Annotated in this window: 13 protein-coding genes; 4 read left to right on the forward strand and 9 right to left on the reverse strand. The window is 60.1% G+C overall.

What is annotated here, in order from left to right:
* Nucleotides 1-11: 11 nt before the first annotated feature.
* Nucleotides 12-2,273, reverse strand: coding sequence for a heavy metal translocating P-type ATPase (locus ACYZTU_RS27550; RefSeq protein WP_461966954.1), 2,262 nt, complete (start codon nt 2,271-2,273; stop codon nt 12-14).
* 85 nt (nt 2,274-2,358) lie between these two features.
* On the opposite strand from ACYZTU_RS27550, the gene cadR reads away from it, so the two are divergent.
* Complete coding sequence (cadR, locus tag ACYZTU_RS27555) at nt 2,359-2,808, forward strand: Cd(II)/Pb(II)-responsive transcriptional regulator (protein WP_461966956.1); 450 nt, start codon at nt 2,359-2,361, stop codon at nt 2,806-2,808.
* 132 nt (nt 2,809-2,940) lie between these two features.
* On the opposite strand, the gene ACYZTU_RS27560 is transcribed toward cadR, so the two are convergent.
* The 3 genes from ACYZTU_RS27560 to ACYZTU_RS27570 all read right to left on the reverse strand — a co-directional run bounded on the left by ACYZTU_RS27560 (nt 2,941) and on the right by ACYZTU_RS27570 (nt 5,633).
* Nucleotides 2,941-3,912 carry a thymidylate synthase gene (locus ACYZTU_RS27560; protein WP_282381610.1) on the reverse strand — a complete coding sequence of 324 codons (972 nt, stop codon included), beginning with the start codon at nt 3,910-3,912 and terminating at the stop codon, nt 2,941-2,943.
* A gap of 48 nt (nt 3,913-3,960) precedes the next feature.
* Nucleotides 3,961-4,770, reverse strand: coding sequence for a prolipoprotein diacylglyceryl transferase (gene lgt / locus ACYZTU_RS27565; RefSeq protein ID WP_461966958.1), 810 nt, complete (start codon nt 4,768-4,770; stop codon nt 3,961-3,963).
* 80 nt (nt 4,771-4,850) lie between these two features.
* The gene (locus tag ACYZTU_RS27570; RefSeq protein WP_461966960.1) at nt 4,851-5,633 is read right to left on the reverse strand and encodes a sulfite exporter TauE/SafE family protein; all 783 of its coding nucleotides are present in this window, start codon (nt 5,631-5,633) and stop codon (nt 4,851-4,853) included.
* Nucleotides 5,634-5,753: 120 nt separating this feature from the next.
* On the opposite strand from ACYZTU_RS27570, the gene ACYZTU_RS27575 reads away from it, so the two are divergent.
* Nucleotides 5,754-6,500 (forward strand): NRDE family protein, encoded by a 747-nt coding sequence (locus ACYZTU_RS27575; RefSeq protein ID WP_461966962.1) that lies wholly within the window; start codon nt 5,754-5,756, stop codon nt 6,498-6,500.
* A gap of 105 nt (nt 6,501-6,605) precedes the next feature.
* Here the strand turns inward: ACYZTU_RS27575 and ptsP are convergent, their stop codons facing one another.
* Together ptsP and ACYZTU_RS27585 are read right to left on the reverse strand one after the other, a co-directional pair.
* Nucleotides 6,606-8,885 (reverse strand): phosphoenolpyruvate--protein phosphotransferase, encoded by a 2,280-nt coding sequence (ptsP, locus tag ACYZTU_RS27580; RefSeq protein ID WP_461966964.1) that lies wholly within the window; start codon nt 8,883-8,885, stop codon nt 6,606-6,608.
* A gap of 22 nt (nt 8,886-8,907) precedes the next feature.
* Nucleotides 8,908-9,387, reverse strand: a complete 480-nt coding sequence (locus ACYZTU_RS27585; RefSeq protein ID WP_095083604.1) for an RNA pyrophosphohydrolase — start codon at nt 9,385-9,387, stop codon at nt 8,908-8,910.
* Nucleotides 9,388-9,530: 143 nt separating this feature from the next.
* Here ACYZTU_RS27585 and ACYZTU_RS27590 point away from each other — a divergent pair, with 143 nt between their 5' ends.
* Nucleotides 9,531-10,187: a histidinol-phosphatase gene (locus ACYZTU_RS27590; RefSeq protein ID WP_461966966.1), complete on the forward strand. Its 657-nt coding sequence runs from the start codon at nt 9,531-9,533 to the stop codon at nt 10,185-10,187.
* A gap of 53 nt (nt 10,188-10,240) precedes the next feature.
* Here the strand turns inward: ACYZTU_RS27590 and ACYZTU_RS27595 are convergent, their stop codons facing one another.
* Nucleotides 10,241-10,666 carry a DUF2269 domain-containing protein gene (locus ACYZTU_RS27595; RefSeq protein ID WP_461966968.1) on the reverse strand — a complete coding sequence of 142 codons (426 nt, stop codon included), beginning with the start codon at nt 10,664-10,666 and terminating at the stop codon, nt 10,241-10,243.
* A gap of 39 nt (nt 10,667-10,705) precedes the next feature.
* Complete coding sequence (ilvA, locus tag ACYZTU_RS27600) at nt 10,706-12,220, reverse strand: threonine ammonia-lyase, biosynthetic (protein WP_461966970.1); 1,515 nt, start codon at nt 12,218-12,220, stop codon at nt 10,706-10,708.
* 147 nt (nt 12,221-12,367) lie between these two features.
* On the opposite strand from ilvA, the gene rpiA reads away from it, so the two are divergent.
* Nucleotides 12,368-13,039: a ribose-5-phosphate isomerase RpiA gene (rpiA, locus tag ACYZTU_RS27605; protein WP_461966972.1), complete on the forward strand. Its 672-nt coding sequence runs from the start codon at nt 12,368-12,370 to the stop codon at nt 13,037-13,039.
* A gap of 21 nt (nt 13,040-13,060) precedes the next feature.
* Here the strand turns inward: rpiA and ACYZTU_RS27610 are convergent, their stop codons facing one another.
* Nucleotides 13,061-13,978 carry an SdiA-regulated domain-containing protein gene (locus ACYZTU_RS27610; RefSeq protein WP_461966974.1) on the reverse strand — a complete coding sequence of 306 codons (918 nt, stop codon included), beginning with the start codon at nt 13,976-13,978 and terminating at the stop codon, nt 13,061-13,063.
* Nucleotides 13,979-14,117 lie beyond the last annotated feature (139 nt).

Consider the following 14,117-nt stretch of genomic DNA (forward strand, 5'->3'; position numbering starts at 1 on the left):
TCCCTCATCGTCTATTTGCGCAACAGGCGCAAACCGTTAAACACCACCAACAGGCTCACGCCCATGTCGGCGAACACCGCCATCCACATGGTGGCGATCCCAGCGAAGGTTACCCCAAGAAAGATCGCTTTGATGACCAATGCCAAGGCAATGTTTTGTTTGAGGATGCGGGAAGTCTGCCGTGACAGCCGGATAAAGGTCGGGATTTTGCGCAGATCGTCGTCCATCAGGGCGACATCGGCGGTCTCGATGGCGGTATCCGTACCCGCAGCCGCCATGGCAAAACCGATTTCGGCCCGCGCCAGCGCCGGTGCGTCGTTGATGCCATCGCCGACCATGCCAACGTTATGGCCCTGTGCATAAAGGGCTTCGATGGCTTGCAGCTTGTCGGTCGGCAACAGATCGCCCTTGGCCTCGTCGATGCCAACTTGCGCGGCAATCGCCTGAGCGGTGTGGACGTTGTCGCCGGTGAGCATCAGGGTTTTGATGCCCAGATCGTGCAGTTGCTGGATCGCCTCGCGGCTGGACTCTTTGACCGTATCGGCCACGGCGAACAGTGCCAGCGGGCCGGATTTGTCGAGCAGCAGCACCACGGACTTGCCCTGTTTCTCCAGGGCAAACAGCTTCTCTTCCAGCGCTGGCGAGCACAGGTTCAGTTCTTCCACCAAACGGTGATTACCCAAGTGGTATGTCTGACCGTTGATGTCACCGCGCACACCGCGACCGGCCAGCGCCTCGAAGTTATCCACAACGAGCGGCGGGAATTGTTTATCCACAGCCGCATTGGCGATGGCCAATGACACTGGGTGATCCGAGCGACCAGCCAACGCCGCCGCAATCGCGGGAGCCATTTCTTCGACGGTCGGATCGAGGGACAAGTAATCGGTCTGCACCGGTTTGCCGTGAGTGAGGGTGCCGGTCTTGTCCAACGCCAGGTAATCGAGTTTGTAACCACCCTCCAGATAAACGCCGCCCTTCACCAGAATGCCTTTGCGCGCCGCCGCCGCAAGGCCGCTGACGATGGTCACCGGGGTGGAAATCACTAAAGCGCATGGGCAGGCGACCACCAGTAACACCAACGCCCGGTAGATCCAGTCGAACCATACAGCGCCCATGAACAGTGGCGGAATCACTGCAACGGCGAGGGCCAGGATGAACACCGCCGGTGTGTAGATTTTCGAGAAGCTGTCAACGAAACGCTGGGTCGGCGCCCGCGCGCCCTGAGCCTGTTCCACGGCGTGGATGATTCGCGCCAGAGTCGAATTATTGGCCGCCGCGGTCACGGCATATTCCAAGGAGCCGGCCTGGTTGATGGTGCCGGCGAAGACCTTGTCGCCGACTGTTTTCTCAACCGGCAGGCTTTCACCGGTGATCGGTGCCTGATCGATGGTCGAACTGCCCGAAACCACTTCACCGTCCAGACCAATCCGCTCACCGGGACGCACCCGCACTCGCGCGCCCAGTACGATGGTTTTGACGTCCCGCTCGATCCAACTTCCATCGGCTTGCTGCACCGTGGCCCGCTCCGGGGTCATCTGCATCAACCCGCCGATGGCGTTGCGCGCACGGTCCAGGGACTTGGCTTCGATCAACTCGGCCACGGTGAACAGGAACATCACCATCGCCGCTTCCGGCCACTGGCCGATCAGGATTGCACCCGTCACCGCGATGCTCATCAACGCGTTGATGTTCAGGTTGAGGTTCTTGAGCGCGATCCAGCCTTTCTTATAAGTGGTGAGGCCGCCACTGAGGATCGAAATCAGCGCGATGATCGCCACCACCCAATTCGGTGCGGCGTTAGTGAAGTGGATAACTTCGGCGGCCAGTGCGCCAACACCGGCCAGCGCCAAGGGCCACCAAGACTTTTTCTCGGGGGCTGGGGCTGGCGCTTCAACGCCCTGCTCCAGCGGCTCAGCCTGCATGCCCAGGGATTTGATCGCGTCGATGATCGGCGCAGTGCTCGGCAGGTCATGGGTGACGCCCAATACGCGATTGATCAGGTTGAATTCCAGTTGCTGCACGCCCACGAGTTTGCCAAGTTTGTTCTGGATCAGCGTTTGTTCGGTCGGGCAATCCATGGCGTCGATGCGGAAACTGCTCAACCGCGTGCCGGCGGTCGGCGATTCACTCAACTTGATCAGCAACGGTGCCGCTGCTTTCGAGGAACAGCAGGAATCCCCGTGACCGCCATGGTCATGCTGGGGCACAGGCTGCAGCGTGTGGCTGTGATCGTGCTCAGCCTCGGGTTTGTGCGTGTGAAGGGAATCGCTCATTGGGTCGCGTCCAGAAAGGTGCCTGTTGCCAAGTAAAGACCCTATAGCCACTATAGGGTCAAGCACCCTTTTGGAGATTGCCGTCATGAAGATCGGAGAACTGGCCAAACTCACCGACTGCGCCGTGGAAACTATCCGCTACTACGAGCGCGAAAACCTGCTGCCGGAACCGGCCCGCAGCGACGGCAACTACCGCGTCTACACCCAGGCCCAAGCCGAACGCCTGACTTTCATCCGCAACTGCCGCACCCTCGACATGACCTTGGAGGAGATCCGCAGCCTGCTGGCCCTGCGCGACAGTCCGCAGGATCAGTGTGAAAGCGTCAACGCGCTGATCGACGAACACATTTATCACGTGAAGGCGCGGATTGATGGGTTGCTGGCGTTACAGGTACAACTGCTCGACCTGCGCCAACGCTGTGGCGAGGGGCGGGAAATTGATCAGTGCGGGATTTTGCAGCGGCTTGAAGTGAGCGGCGGGGTTGTGGCGACGGAGGTTGAGCATACTCATGTGGGCCGAAGCCACGGCCACTAAGAACACCGCTTACCCCTGTAGGAGCTGCCGAAGGCTGCGATCTTTTGATCTTGGCGATCCCAAAGCAGCCAAAGATCAAGATTAAAAGATCGCAGCCTTCGGCAGCTCCTACATTGGGATCGCTGTGGGGCTTTAGACCGCCATCGGCGCGGTCATTGGGGCGTGGTGCTCGTAGCCCTCAAGCGAGAAATCGCCCGGCTCGATCAGCTCCAGCCACTCCGGCTGGTACACACCGGTTTTGGCAAACTCCGGCACACGCTCGGAAATCACCAGTTTCGGCATCGGGAACGGCTCGCGCTTGAGCTGTTCGTTGAGCATGTCCAGGTGGTTTTCGTAAACGTGGGCGTCACCGATGAAATAGGTGAACCAGCGCGGCGTGTAGCCGGTCAGGCGACCGATCAGGCTCAGCAGCGCGGCGCCTTCGGTGAGGTTGAACGGCGTGCCCAGGCCCAGATCGTTGGAGCGGATGTAAAGGGTCAAAGAAATCTCTTTGGTCTCGACATTCGGGTGGAACTGATACAGCAAGTGGCACGGCGGCAGGGCCATTTCATCGAGCTGGGCGACGTTCCAGCCGTGGAACAGGATGCGGCGGCTGCCCGGGTCTTTGATGATGGTGTCGACGCACTGGCGGATCTGGTCGATCGCCTTATACAGCACCACGTAAGCCTGACCGTCCTCTTCGCCTTCGGCAATCTGACGATAACCCTGGCTCAGGGTCTGCTCGATGGCGGCCTTGTTGCTGACCGGGATCTGCTTGTACGCCGGCCATTTGCGCCATTGCACGCCGTAGATCTCGCCGAGGTCGTCTTCGCCCTGACGGAACGGGTTGGCCAGCCACTGAGCGTTTTCGTTAGCGTTCTGATCCCAGACCTTGCAGCCCAGCGCACGGAATTCGGCTGCGTTGTTCACCCCGCGCAGAAAACCACACATCTCGCCGATGGCCGATTTGAAGGCCATTTTGCGCGTGGTGATCGCCGGAAAACCTTCCTTCAGGTCATAACGCAGCATCGCGCCAGGGAAACTGATGGTGTTCACGCCGGTGCGGTTGGCCTGCTTGGTGCCGTTTTTGATGACGTGGGCGACCAGTTCGAGATATTGCTTCATGAGTTACCTGTGTCCTTGAACCCGGGGCCGTCGCCCCGGTGTTCGAATTTAAAGCGCAGCGTTCGCCGGGGTAGCCGGAGCGCGGTGGTATGCAAGCCAGATCAGGAACAGCCCGCCAACGACCATCGGTACGCACAGTACCTGGCCCATGGTCAGCCAGTTCCAGGCCAGATAGCCCAGTTGCGCGTCCGGCACCCGGACGAATTCAACGATGAAACGGAAAATGCCATAGAACAGCGCGAACATCCCGGACACCGCCATGGTCGGCCGCGGCTTGCGCGAGAACAACCAGAGAATGGCGAAGAGCGCCACGCCTTCGAGCGCGAACTGATACAGCTGCGACGGGTGACGCGCCAGTTGCGCCGGATCGGTCGGGAAGATCATCGCCCACGGCACGTCGGTCGCCTTGCCCCACAACTCGGCGTTGATGAAGTTGCCGATGCGCCCGGCACCCAGGCCGATCGGCACCATCGGTGCGACGAAATCCATCAGTTGGAAGAACGACTTGCCGTTCTTTTTACCGAACCACAATGCTGCCAGCATCACGCCAATAAAGCCGCCGTGGAACGACATGCCGCCCTTCCAGACCTCGAAAATCAACGTCGGGTTGGCCAGATAAGCATTCAGATCGTAGAACAGCACGTAGCCCAGACGCCCGCCGACGATAACGCCCATCGACATCCAGAAGACCATGTCGGAGAGTTTCTCCTTGGTCCAGGTCGGGTCGAAGCGATTCAACCGGCGGGACGCCAGCAGCCAGGCGCCGCCGATGCCGATCAGGTACATCAAGCCGTACCAGTGGATTTTCAGCGGACCGATGGCCAATGCCACCGGGTCGATCTGCGGGTAAGGCAGCATTGCGACTCCTTGTTAGAGTTGAAACCAAAATTCCCGGGCGACGCTGCCACGCCAGGATTAAGCCAGGATTGCGGTACGCGTCAGAGCAAAAAGCTCACGCCCACGCAGAACAGCAAAGCGGCAAACAGTCTTTTCAGCAACTTCGGCGACAGGCTGTGGGCCAGTCGCGCGCCGAGGCGGGCGAAGACCATGCTGGTCAGGGCGATCCCCAGCAGCGCCGGTAAATAAATAAAACCGAGACTATGGGCCGGCAGCAATGGATCGTGCCAACCCAGAATCATGAAAAATAATGCACTGGACAAGGCGATCGGCAGACCGCAGGCGGATGAAGTCGCCACCGCTTGCTGCATCGGCACGCTGCGCCAGGTCAGGAACGGCACCGTCAGCGAACCGCCGCCAATCCCGAAAATCGCCGAGGCCCAGCCAATCACACTGCCGGCCACGGTCAGACCGACTTTACCGGGCACCGTTCGGCTGGCCTTTGGTTTGAAGTCCAAGGCGAGCTGAACGGCGATGATCAGTGCAAATATGCCGATGATTTTCTGCAAGTTTGGCCCGGAGATCGCCTCCGCCGTCAACGCGCCGAAACCGGCACCGATGAGAATACCAAGGGTCATCCAGGCAAAAACCGGCCAACGCACGGCACCGCGACGGTGATGTTCGCGGATCGCATTGATCGAGGTAAATATGATTGTCGCCAGGGACGTGCCGACCGCCAGGTGCGTGAGGATCGACGCATCGAAACCCTGCAAGGTGAAACTGTATACCAGCACCGGAACGATAATGATCCCGCCGCCGACCCCGAACAGCCCGGCCAGCACACCTGCACAGGCGCCGAGCGCCAGATAGAGAAGAAATTCCATGCGCATCCCCAAATGAGAGCGGCATGGTAACGGATGCATGGCCTCAAGCTCCACTGGATGGCGATGGATACCCGCACGATGACTGAGTAGAGTGGGCAGAAAACACAAAAGGACCACCTTATGTGCCTGATTGTTTTCGCTTGGCGACCGGGTCACGACCAGCCGCTGATCGTGGCGGCCAACCGCGACGAGTTCTACGCCCGGCCCAGCCTGCCTCTGGCGCAATGGCCCGAAGCGCCGCACGTTCATGCCGGTCGCGATCTGGAGGCTGGGGGCACCTGGCTCGGTGTTGGCGCCAATGGACGCTTTGCCGCACTGACCAATATCCGCGATCCGCATCAGCCACCTGCGCGCAAGTCGCGAGGAGAGCTGGTGGCGCAATTTCTTAGCGGGGATTTGCCGATTGATGACTATTTGAGCGACGTTGTCGCACGTTCGCTGGAATATGCCGGATTTAATCTGCTGATCGGTAATGCCAACGAACTGTGGCACTTCAATGCCCGGAAGACTGAGGCGGTGATGCTGCCACCGGGGGTTTATGGGTTGTCGAACGCGGGGCTGGATACGCCGTGGCCGAAACTGCTCAAGGCACGGGCAGCGCTGGAGGAAGTGCTGGAAGATCCGCAGCCCCAGGCGCTACTGGCGTTGCTGAATGATCCGCAGACGGCGACGTTTGCCGAACTGCCGGATACCGGGGTCGGGTTGGCCACCGAGACGTTGCTGTCGAGTGTGTTTATTGCCAGCCCGAGTTATGGGACTCGGGCGAGTACGGCGTTGATTGTTCAGGCAGATGGGACGCGGTGGATGGTTGAACGGAGTTTCGGGCCGTATGGGGGGCATTTGGGGGAAGTTGAGGTCAGGGTTTAGATTTGTGGCGTATTCGAGGACGCCTTCGCGGGCAAGCCTCGCTCCTACAAGGATCACCTAATCCCTGTAGGAGCGAGGCTTGCCCGCGAAGAGGCCAATGCAGGCTTAGAGAGTTTTAGCCGAAGCCGGATTAATCATCCGCGCCAACCCAAGGTTCTTCAGCGCCAATTGCAGCGAGCTGTGGATAACTTGCGGGTTGTCGATGGTCATCAGCTCGGCCAGCAATTCCTTGGCCTTGCTCAGGTTGATCTGACGCAGCATCCACTTCACTTTCGGCAAGTTGGTGGCGTTCATCGACAGGCTGTCGAAACCCATCGCCATCAACAGCACCGCCGCCGCCGGATCGCCGGCCATCTCACCGCAGATACTCACTGGCTTGCCTTCGGCATGAGCGTCACGCACCACGCTCTGAAGGGCTTGCAGCACCGCTGGGTGCAGGCAGTCGTAGAGGTCGGCTACACGCGGGTTGTTTCGGTCCACCGCCAACAGGTACTGGGTCAGGTCGTTGGAGCCGACCGACAGGAAGTCCACTTGCCGCGCCAGTTCCTTGGTCTGATAAACCGCCGCCGGAATTTCGATCATCACGCCGATCGGCGGCATAGGCACGTCGCAGCCTTCGTCGCGGACTTCACCCCAGGCCCGGTGAATCAGGTGCAGGGCTTCTTCCAGTTCGTGGGTGCCGGAGATCATCGGCAGCAGAATCCGCAGGTTATTCAGGCCTTCGCTAGCCTTGAGCATGGCGCGAGTCTGGACCAGAAAGATTTCCGGGTGGTCGAGCGTGACGCGAATACCGCGCCAGCCGAGGAACGGGTTGTCTTCCTTGATCGGGAAATACGATAGCGACTTGTCACCGCCGATGTCCAGGCTGCGCATGGTCACGGGTTGCGGGTGGAACGCGGCGAGTTGTTCGCGATAGATCGCCAGCTGCTCTTTTTCGCTCGGGAAGCGCTGGTTGATCATGAACGGCACTTCGGTGCGGTACAGACCGACGCCTTCAGCGCCACGCTTCTGCGCCCGTGCCACATCCGCCAGCAGACCGGTGTTGACCCACAGCGGCATGCGGTGACCATCGAGGGTCACGCACGGCAAGTCCCGCAGCTTATCCAGTCCGAGGGACAGTTGTTTCTCTTCCTCGACGACCTCGGCGAACTGCTTGCGCAGCACTTCGCTGGGGTTGGTGTAGACCTCGCCGTGGTAGCCGTCGACGATCATCTGAATGCCGTCGACCTTGGAATACGGCAGGTCGACCAGGCCCATGACCGTCGGGATACCCATGGCGCGGGCCAGGATCGCGACGTGGGAGTTGCCGGAACCGAGTACCGACACCAGACCCACCAGCTTGCCTTCCGGCACCTCGCCGAGCATCGCCGGCGTCAGTTCTTCGCTGATCAGAATGGTATTGTCGGGGTAGACCAGGGTCTGCTGGCGCTCTTCCTGCAAGTAAGCCAGCAAGCGCCGACCGAGGTCCTTGACGTCGGACGCGCGCTCACGCAGGTAGGCGTCGTCCATCAATTCGAAACGGTTGACGTGTTCGGTGACCACCTGACGCAATGCGCCCTGGGCCCACTGGCCGGTCTTGATCACGGTGGTGATCTCGCTGCCGAGCGAGGCATCGTCGAGCATCATCAGATAGACGTCGAACAGCGCGCGCTCTTCGGGACGCAACTGGTTCGCCAGCTTGGCGGACAAGGCGCGCATGTCGGCGCGCACGCCTTCGATCGCGGTCTTGAACAGCCCGAGTTCTGCGGTGATGTCGGTGATGGTTTTGTCGGGCACCACATCCAGATCGGCCGGCGGCAACATGACCACCGCGGTACCGACTGCCGCACCCGGCGAACCCGGTACGCCAACGAACTTGGCTTCCTGGATGCCCTTGCCCTGACGGCCCAGCCCCCGGATCGAACCGGTGGCTTCGGCGTGAGCGATAACGCCGGCGAGCTGTGCGCTCATGGTCACGAGGAAGGCTTCTTCACCTTCATCGAACTGGCGACGTTCTTTTTGCTGAATGACCAACACGCCGACGACGCGGCGGTGGTGAATGATCGGCGCCCCGAGGAACGAGGCGTAGCGTTCTTCACCGGTCTCGGCGAAGTAGCGGTAGCGCGGGTGATCCGCGGCGTTTTCGAGGTTCAGGGGTTCTTCACGCGTGCCGACCAGGCCGACCAGACCTTCGTTGGGTGCCATGCTGACTTTGCCGATCGAGCGCTTGTTCAAGCCCTCGGTGGCCATCAGCACGAAGCGGTTGGTCTCAGGGTCAAGCAGGTAGACCGAGCAGACCTGGCTGCCCATGGCCTCTTTGACGCGCAACACAATAATCCCCAACGCCGCCTTGAGATCCTTGGCGGAGTTAACTTCCTGGACGATCTTGCGCAGCGTATTGAGCATGGCTCGGGGTCGAACTCCGTCGTCAGTCGCGCGTTAAAAGGCGCGGGGCAAGCTCTTTGAGAGCGCGTCGATACACCTCGCGCTTGAATGTCACCACCTGACCCAACGGATACCAATAGCTGACCCAGCGCCAGCCATCGAATTCCGGTTTACCGGTCAAATCCATCCGCACCCGCTGCTCGTTGGAGACCAGGCGCAGGAGAAACCATTTCTGTTTCTGGCCAATGCACAGCGGTTGGCTGTGTGTCCTGACCAGACGTTGCGGCAAACGATAGCGCAACCAGCCCCGGGTGCAGGCGAGAATTTCAACATCTTCGCGCTCAAGACCCACTTCTTCGTTCAACTCGCGGTACAAGGCGTCTTCCGGCGTCTCCTGGGGGTTGATCCCGCCCTGTGGAAACTGCCAGGCATCTTGATTGATACGGCGAGCCCATAGCACCTGTCCGGCATCATTCGTGAGAATGATCCCGACATTGGGGCGGAAACCATCGGGGTCGATCACGGCAACAACCTCGCAAACGCATGTCGGCGCATTGTTCCACAAAGGTTGTGATAGCAGCAACGAGCCGGCTTACCTTATGTGCACTCTTGTGAAAAGTCCGTATTCTGGACGCCTTTCTACAGACTTTTCAGCGAGTAACTGCAATGCGGCTGGCTTTATTCGACTTGGACAACACGCTCTTGGGCGGTGACAGTGACCACGCTTGGGGCGATTACCTGTGCGAACGCGGCTTCCTCGACGCCGTCGCCTACAAGGCGCGCAACGACGAGTTCTATCAGGACTACCTGGCCGGCAAGCTGGATAACGATGCCTACCTGAACTTCTGCCTGGAAGTCCTCGGCCGTACCGAAATGGCCACGCTGGATCAATGGCACCGCGACTACATGCGCGACTGCATCGAACCGATTGTGTTGCCCAAGGCTATCGAACTGCTGGCCAAGCACCGTGAGGCCGGCGACAAACTGGTGATCATCACCGCCACCAACCGCTTCGTCACCGGACCGATTGCCGAGCGCTTGGCTGTCGAAACCCTGATCGCCACCGAATGTGAAATGGTTGATGGCCGCTACACCGGGCGCAGTACCGACGTGCCGTGCTTTCGTGAAGGCAAGGTGACGCGGTTGAATCGTTGGCTGGAAGAGACTGGGTATTCGTTGGAGGACAGCTACTTCTATAGCGACTCGATGAATGATTTGCCGCTTCTTGAGCAGGTGGCGAATCCGGTTGTGGTTGATCCTGATCCGAATTTGCGCGCCGAAGCCGAGAAGCGTGGCTGGCCGGTAATCACTCTGCGCGGCTGATACCGCCATCGCGAGCAAGCTCGCTCGCGATGGGGCCAACGAGGTCCAACGCCTTAAACCGGCTTCGCGCCCATCAACCCCGCAATCGCGATGAAACAGACGAAGCTGAACAGTGCGAGGGCAAAAGTGAATTTGCCGTTTCCACCAGGCGTCTTGCGCAGCTTATTCAGCCGCACCAGCAACCAGAACCAGCCCAACGCCGCGACGGTGTAAAGCACACTGGACGCCAGCAACCAGGTCTGCCCCAGCGGCCAGCCCACCAGATGCACCATCCACCAGCCGGTAAACGGCATGCTCAGCAGTGCCAGCCCCATCACCAGCCAGATAAACACGCGCGGTCGCTGCAACGTGCGCGTGTGAGCCGTCGCATCACCGTTACGACGCGTACGCCAGACCCAGATCGCCAGACCCAACGCGCTGATCAACAGCAGCACTGTCGCCACGATGTGAGCCACTTTAAGGGCGATTAACGTTTCCATTGTTCGATTTCCTTATGGTTTGCCCATCAGCGTAGCCGCTCAGCCGAGAAACAACTGATAGGCCGGGTTGTCGCTTTCGTCCCAGTATGGGTAGCCGATTTCTTCCAGCGCAGCGGGCACCAGATGGCGTTCATCGTGAGGCACTTGCAGGCCCGCGACCACACGGCCATCCGCCGCGCCATGGTTGCGGTAGTGGAACATCGAGATGTTCCAGCGCCCGCCGAGCTTGTTGAGGAAGTTGAACAGCGCGCCCGGACGCTCCGGGAACTCAAAGCGCAGCACCACTTCATCGACCACATGAGCCGCACGCCCGCCGACCATGTGGCGGATGTGCAACTTGGCAAGTTCGTTGTCGGTCAGATCGAGCACCGGAAAACCCTGCTCGGTCAGGCTGGCAATCAGCGCGCTGCGCGGATCGTTTTCCGGGTGCGTCTGCACGCCAACAAAGATGTGCGCCTCGCTGCCGGTGTTGTAGCGGTAGTTGAATTCGGTGATCTGGCGCTTGCCGATGGCTTCACAGAACGCCTTGAAGCTGCCCGGTTGCTCGGGGATGGTCACGGCGATGATGGCCTCGCGACCTTCGCCCAGCTCGGCGCGTTCAGCGACGTGGCGCAGGCGGTCGAAGTTGACGTTGGCACCGGAGTCGATGGCCACAAAGGTGTGCCCGGTGACGCCGCGTCGCTCGACATATTTCTTGATCCCGGCTACACCCAAGGCGCCGGCAGGTTCGGTGATCGAGCGGGTATCGTCGTAGATGTCCTTGATCGCCGCACAGATTTCATCGGTACTGACGGTGATCACTTCATCGACATAGTCTTTGCAGATATCAAAGGTGTGCTGACCAATCTGCGCCACCGCGACGCCGTCGGCGAAGAGGCCCACGGTCGACAGGATCACGCGCTCGCCAGCGGCCATGGCGGCTTGCAGACAGTTGGAATCATCCGGCTCGACGCCGATGATTTTGATTTCAGGCCGCAAGTACTTCACGTACGCCGTGATCCCGGCGATCAGCCCGCCGCCGCCTACCGGAACGAAAATCGCATCCAGACGCCCAGGGTGCTGACGCAGAATCTCCATCGCCACCGTGCCCTGCCCCGCAATGGTGTGGGGATCGTCGTACGGATGGATGTAGACGTAGCCTTTTTCGTCGACCAGTTTCAGCGAGTAGGCCAGGGCTTCCGGGAACGAATCCCCGTGCAGCACCACTTTGCCGCCGCGCGAGCGCACGCCTTCGACTTTGATTTCCGGGGTGGTCTTGGGCATGACGATGGTCGCTTTCACGCCCAACACCTTCGCCGCCAGGGCCAGGCCTTGCGCGTGGTTGCCCGCCGACGCGGTCACGACACCGCGAGCGCGCTCTTCATCGCTCAGCTGGGTCAGCTTGTTGTAGGCGCCGCGAATCTTGAACGAGAACACGGGCTGCAAGTCTTCGCGCTTGAGCAAAATATTATTGCCCAGCCGCTCGGAGAGCTGGCGGGCAGTCTGCAATGGGGTTTCTACGGCAACGTCATAAACGCGCGAGGTGAGGATCTTTTTGACGTACTGTTCGAGCATCGGAAAGCATCACTGAGCGGGTTGGGCAGGGCCAACGAGTCTAACCCGGCTTTTGCCTAAGCGACCACACGAATCAAGAGGTTTTAGCCCGGCATGGAGCTATAATGCCGGCCTTTCCGTTCTCCCCTTGCCCGCTTCGGAGCCCGCATGACCCAGGATCAACTCAAACAGGCAGTGGCTCAGGCCGCCGTCGACTTCATCCTTCCGAAACTCGACGACAAGAGCATTGTCGGGGTCGGCACCGGCTCCACCGCCAACTGCTTCATCGACGCACTGGCCCGGCACAAGGGCGCATTCGACGGCGCGGTAGCCAGTTCCGAAGCCACCGCCGCCCGCCTCAAGGGCCACGGCATCCCGGTGTATGAGCTGAACACCGTCAGCGACCTGGAGTTTTACGTCGACGGCGCCGATGAAAGCGACGAGCACCTGAACCTGATCAAGGGCGGCGGCGCAGCCCTGACCCGCGAGAAGATTGTGGCGGCCGTGGCCAAGACCTTCATCTGCATCGCCGACGCCAGCAAACTGGTGCCGGTGCTCGGTGCGTTCCCGCTGCCGGTCGAAGTCATCCCGATGGCCCGCAGCCACGTGGCCCGCGAGCTGGTGAAGCTCGGCGGCGACCCGGTCTACCGTGAAGGCGTGCTGACCGACAACGGCAACATCATCCTCGACGTTTTCAACATGCAGATCACCAACCCGGTGGAGCTGGAGACGCAGATCAACGCCATCGTCGGCGTGGTCACTAACGGTTTGTTCGCGGCACGTCCTGCGGATCTGTTGCTGCTGGGCACCAGCGAAGGCGTTAAAACCCTGCGCGCTTAAACACGTAAACCACCACAACCCTCAGGGTTGTGGTGGTTTTTTGAAGACGTAGAACAGGTTCGGCTCGCTCACCAGGTACATCGTACCGTCGTCATCCATGGCGATCCCTTCCGCTTGCGGCACCGTCTTCTGCAACCCCTGGCGGCCCTTGCTCAGTGACAGGGTGCTCAGCGGTCGCCCGTTCACATCCAGTTCCAGAATCAGTCGCGACTCATCCGACAACGCCAGCAGATGGCCGCTGCGCTCGTCGTATTGCAGGCTCGACAGGTCCGTCACGAACATCCCGGCATCGCGCTTGGGGTTGTTAACGACGTGCACCGCGTAGGATTTTTCCGGGTTGTAATGCGGAAAGCCCTGCACTTCATAGATCAGCATCGGGTCGCGTTCCTTGGCGACAAACAACCGCTTGCCCACCGAGTCGTACGCCAGACCTTCGAAGCCCTTATTGCTGCTCATGTGCACGCCAAGGGTCATCTGCTCGGCATCCGCTGCGTCGAGGAACGCTGTGTCCTTCTCCAGATGGATCTTGATCAGCCGCTGCTCACGCTCGTCAGTGATCACGTACGTGTCGGCGCTGATGAACTCTACGGCTTCCGGATCGCCAAACCCGACCAGCGCAATGCGTCGAAGAATCTGGCCGTCCAGAGACAGCTCGATCAGCTCAGAGTTTTTGTTGGTGACGGTGAACAGGCTTTTGCGCACCGGATCGAAGGTCAACGCCGAAACATCGTCATCCAGCCCTTCAATGACTCGCGCCTCGACCGTCACCTGATAGTGGTCCAGAGCGATGGACTGATCGTTCGTCGGCTGCCAGAGCGTGTGCAGATTGAACCAGCCGCGCTCAAACAGGCGCAGGTACTGGCCGACCGCAATCAGCGCGATCAAGGCAATCACTGACAGGATTAACATCAGGGGTTTGGGGCGGGCAAGTCGGCGCATTCGGGCAAGCTCGAGAACAGAACAGGCGGATGAAATACCACGCCAGCCTGAATTGAAGCTTAATGGCGTAGGAGCTGCCGAAGGCTGCGATCTTTTGATCTTTAACAATTTTGCCTACGCCAAAAAATCGCAGCCTTCG

Source organism: Pseudomonas sp. HLT2-19-2 (genome assembly GCF_054898005.1).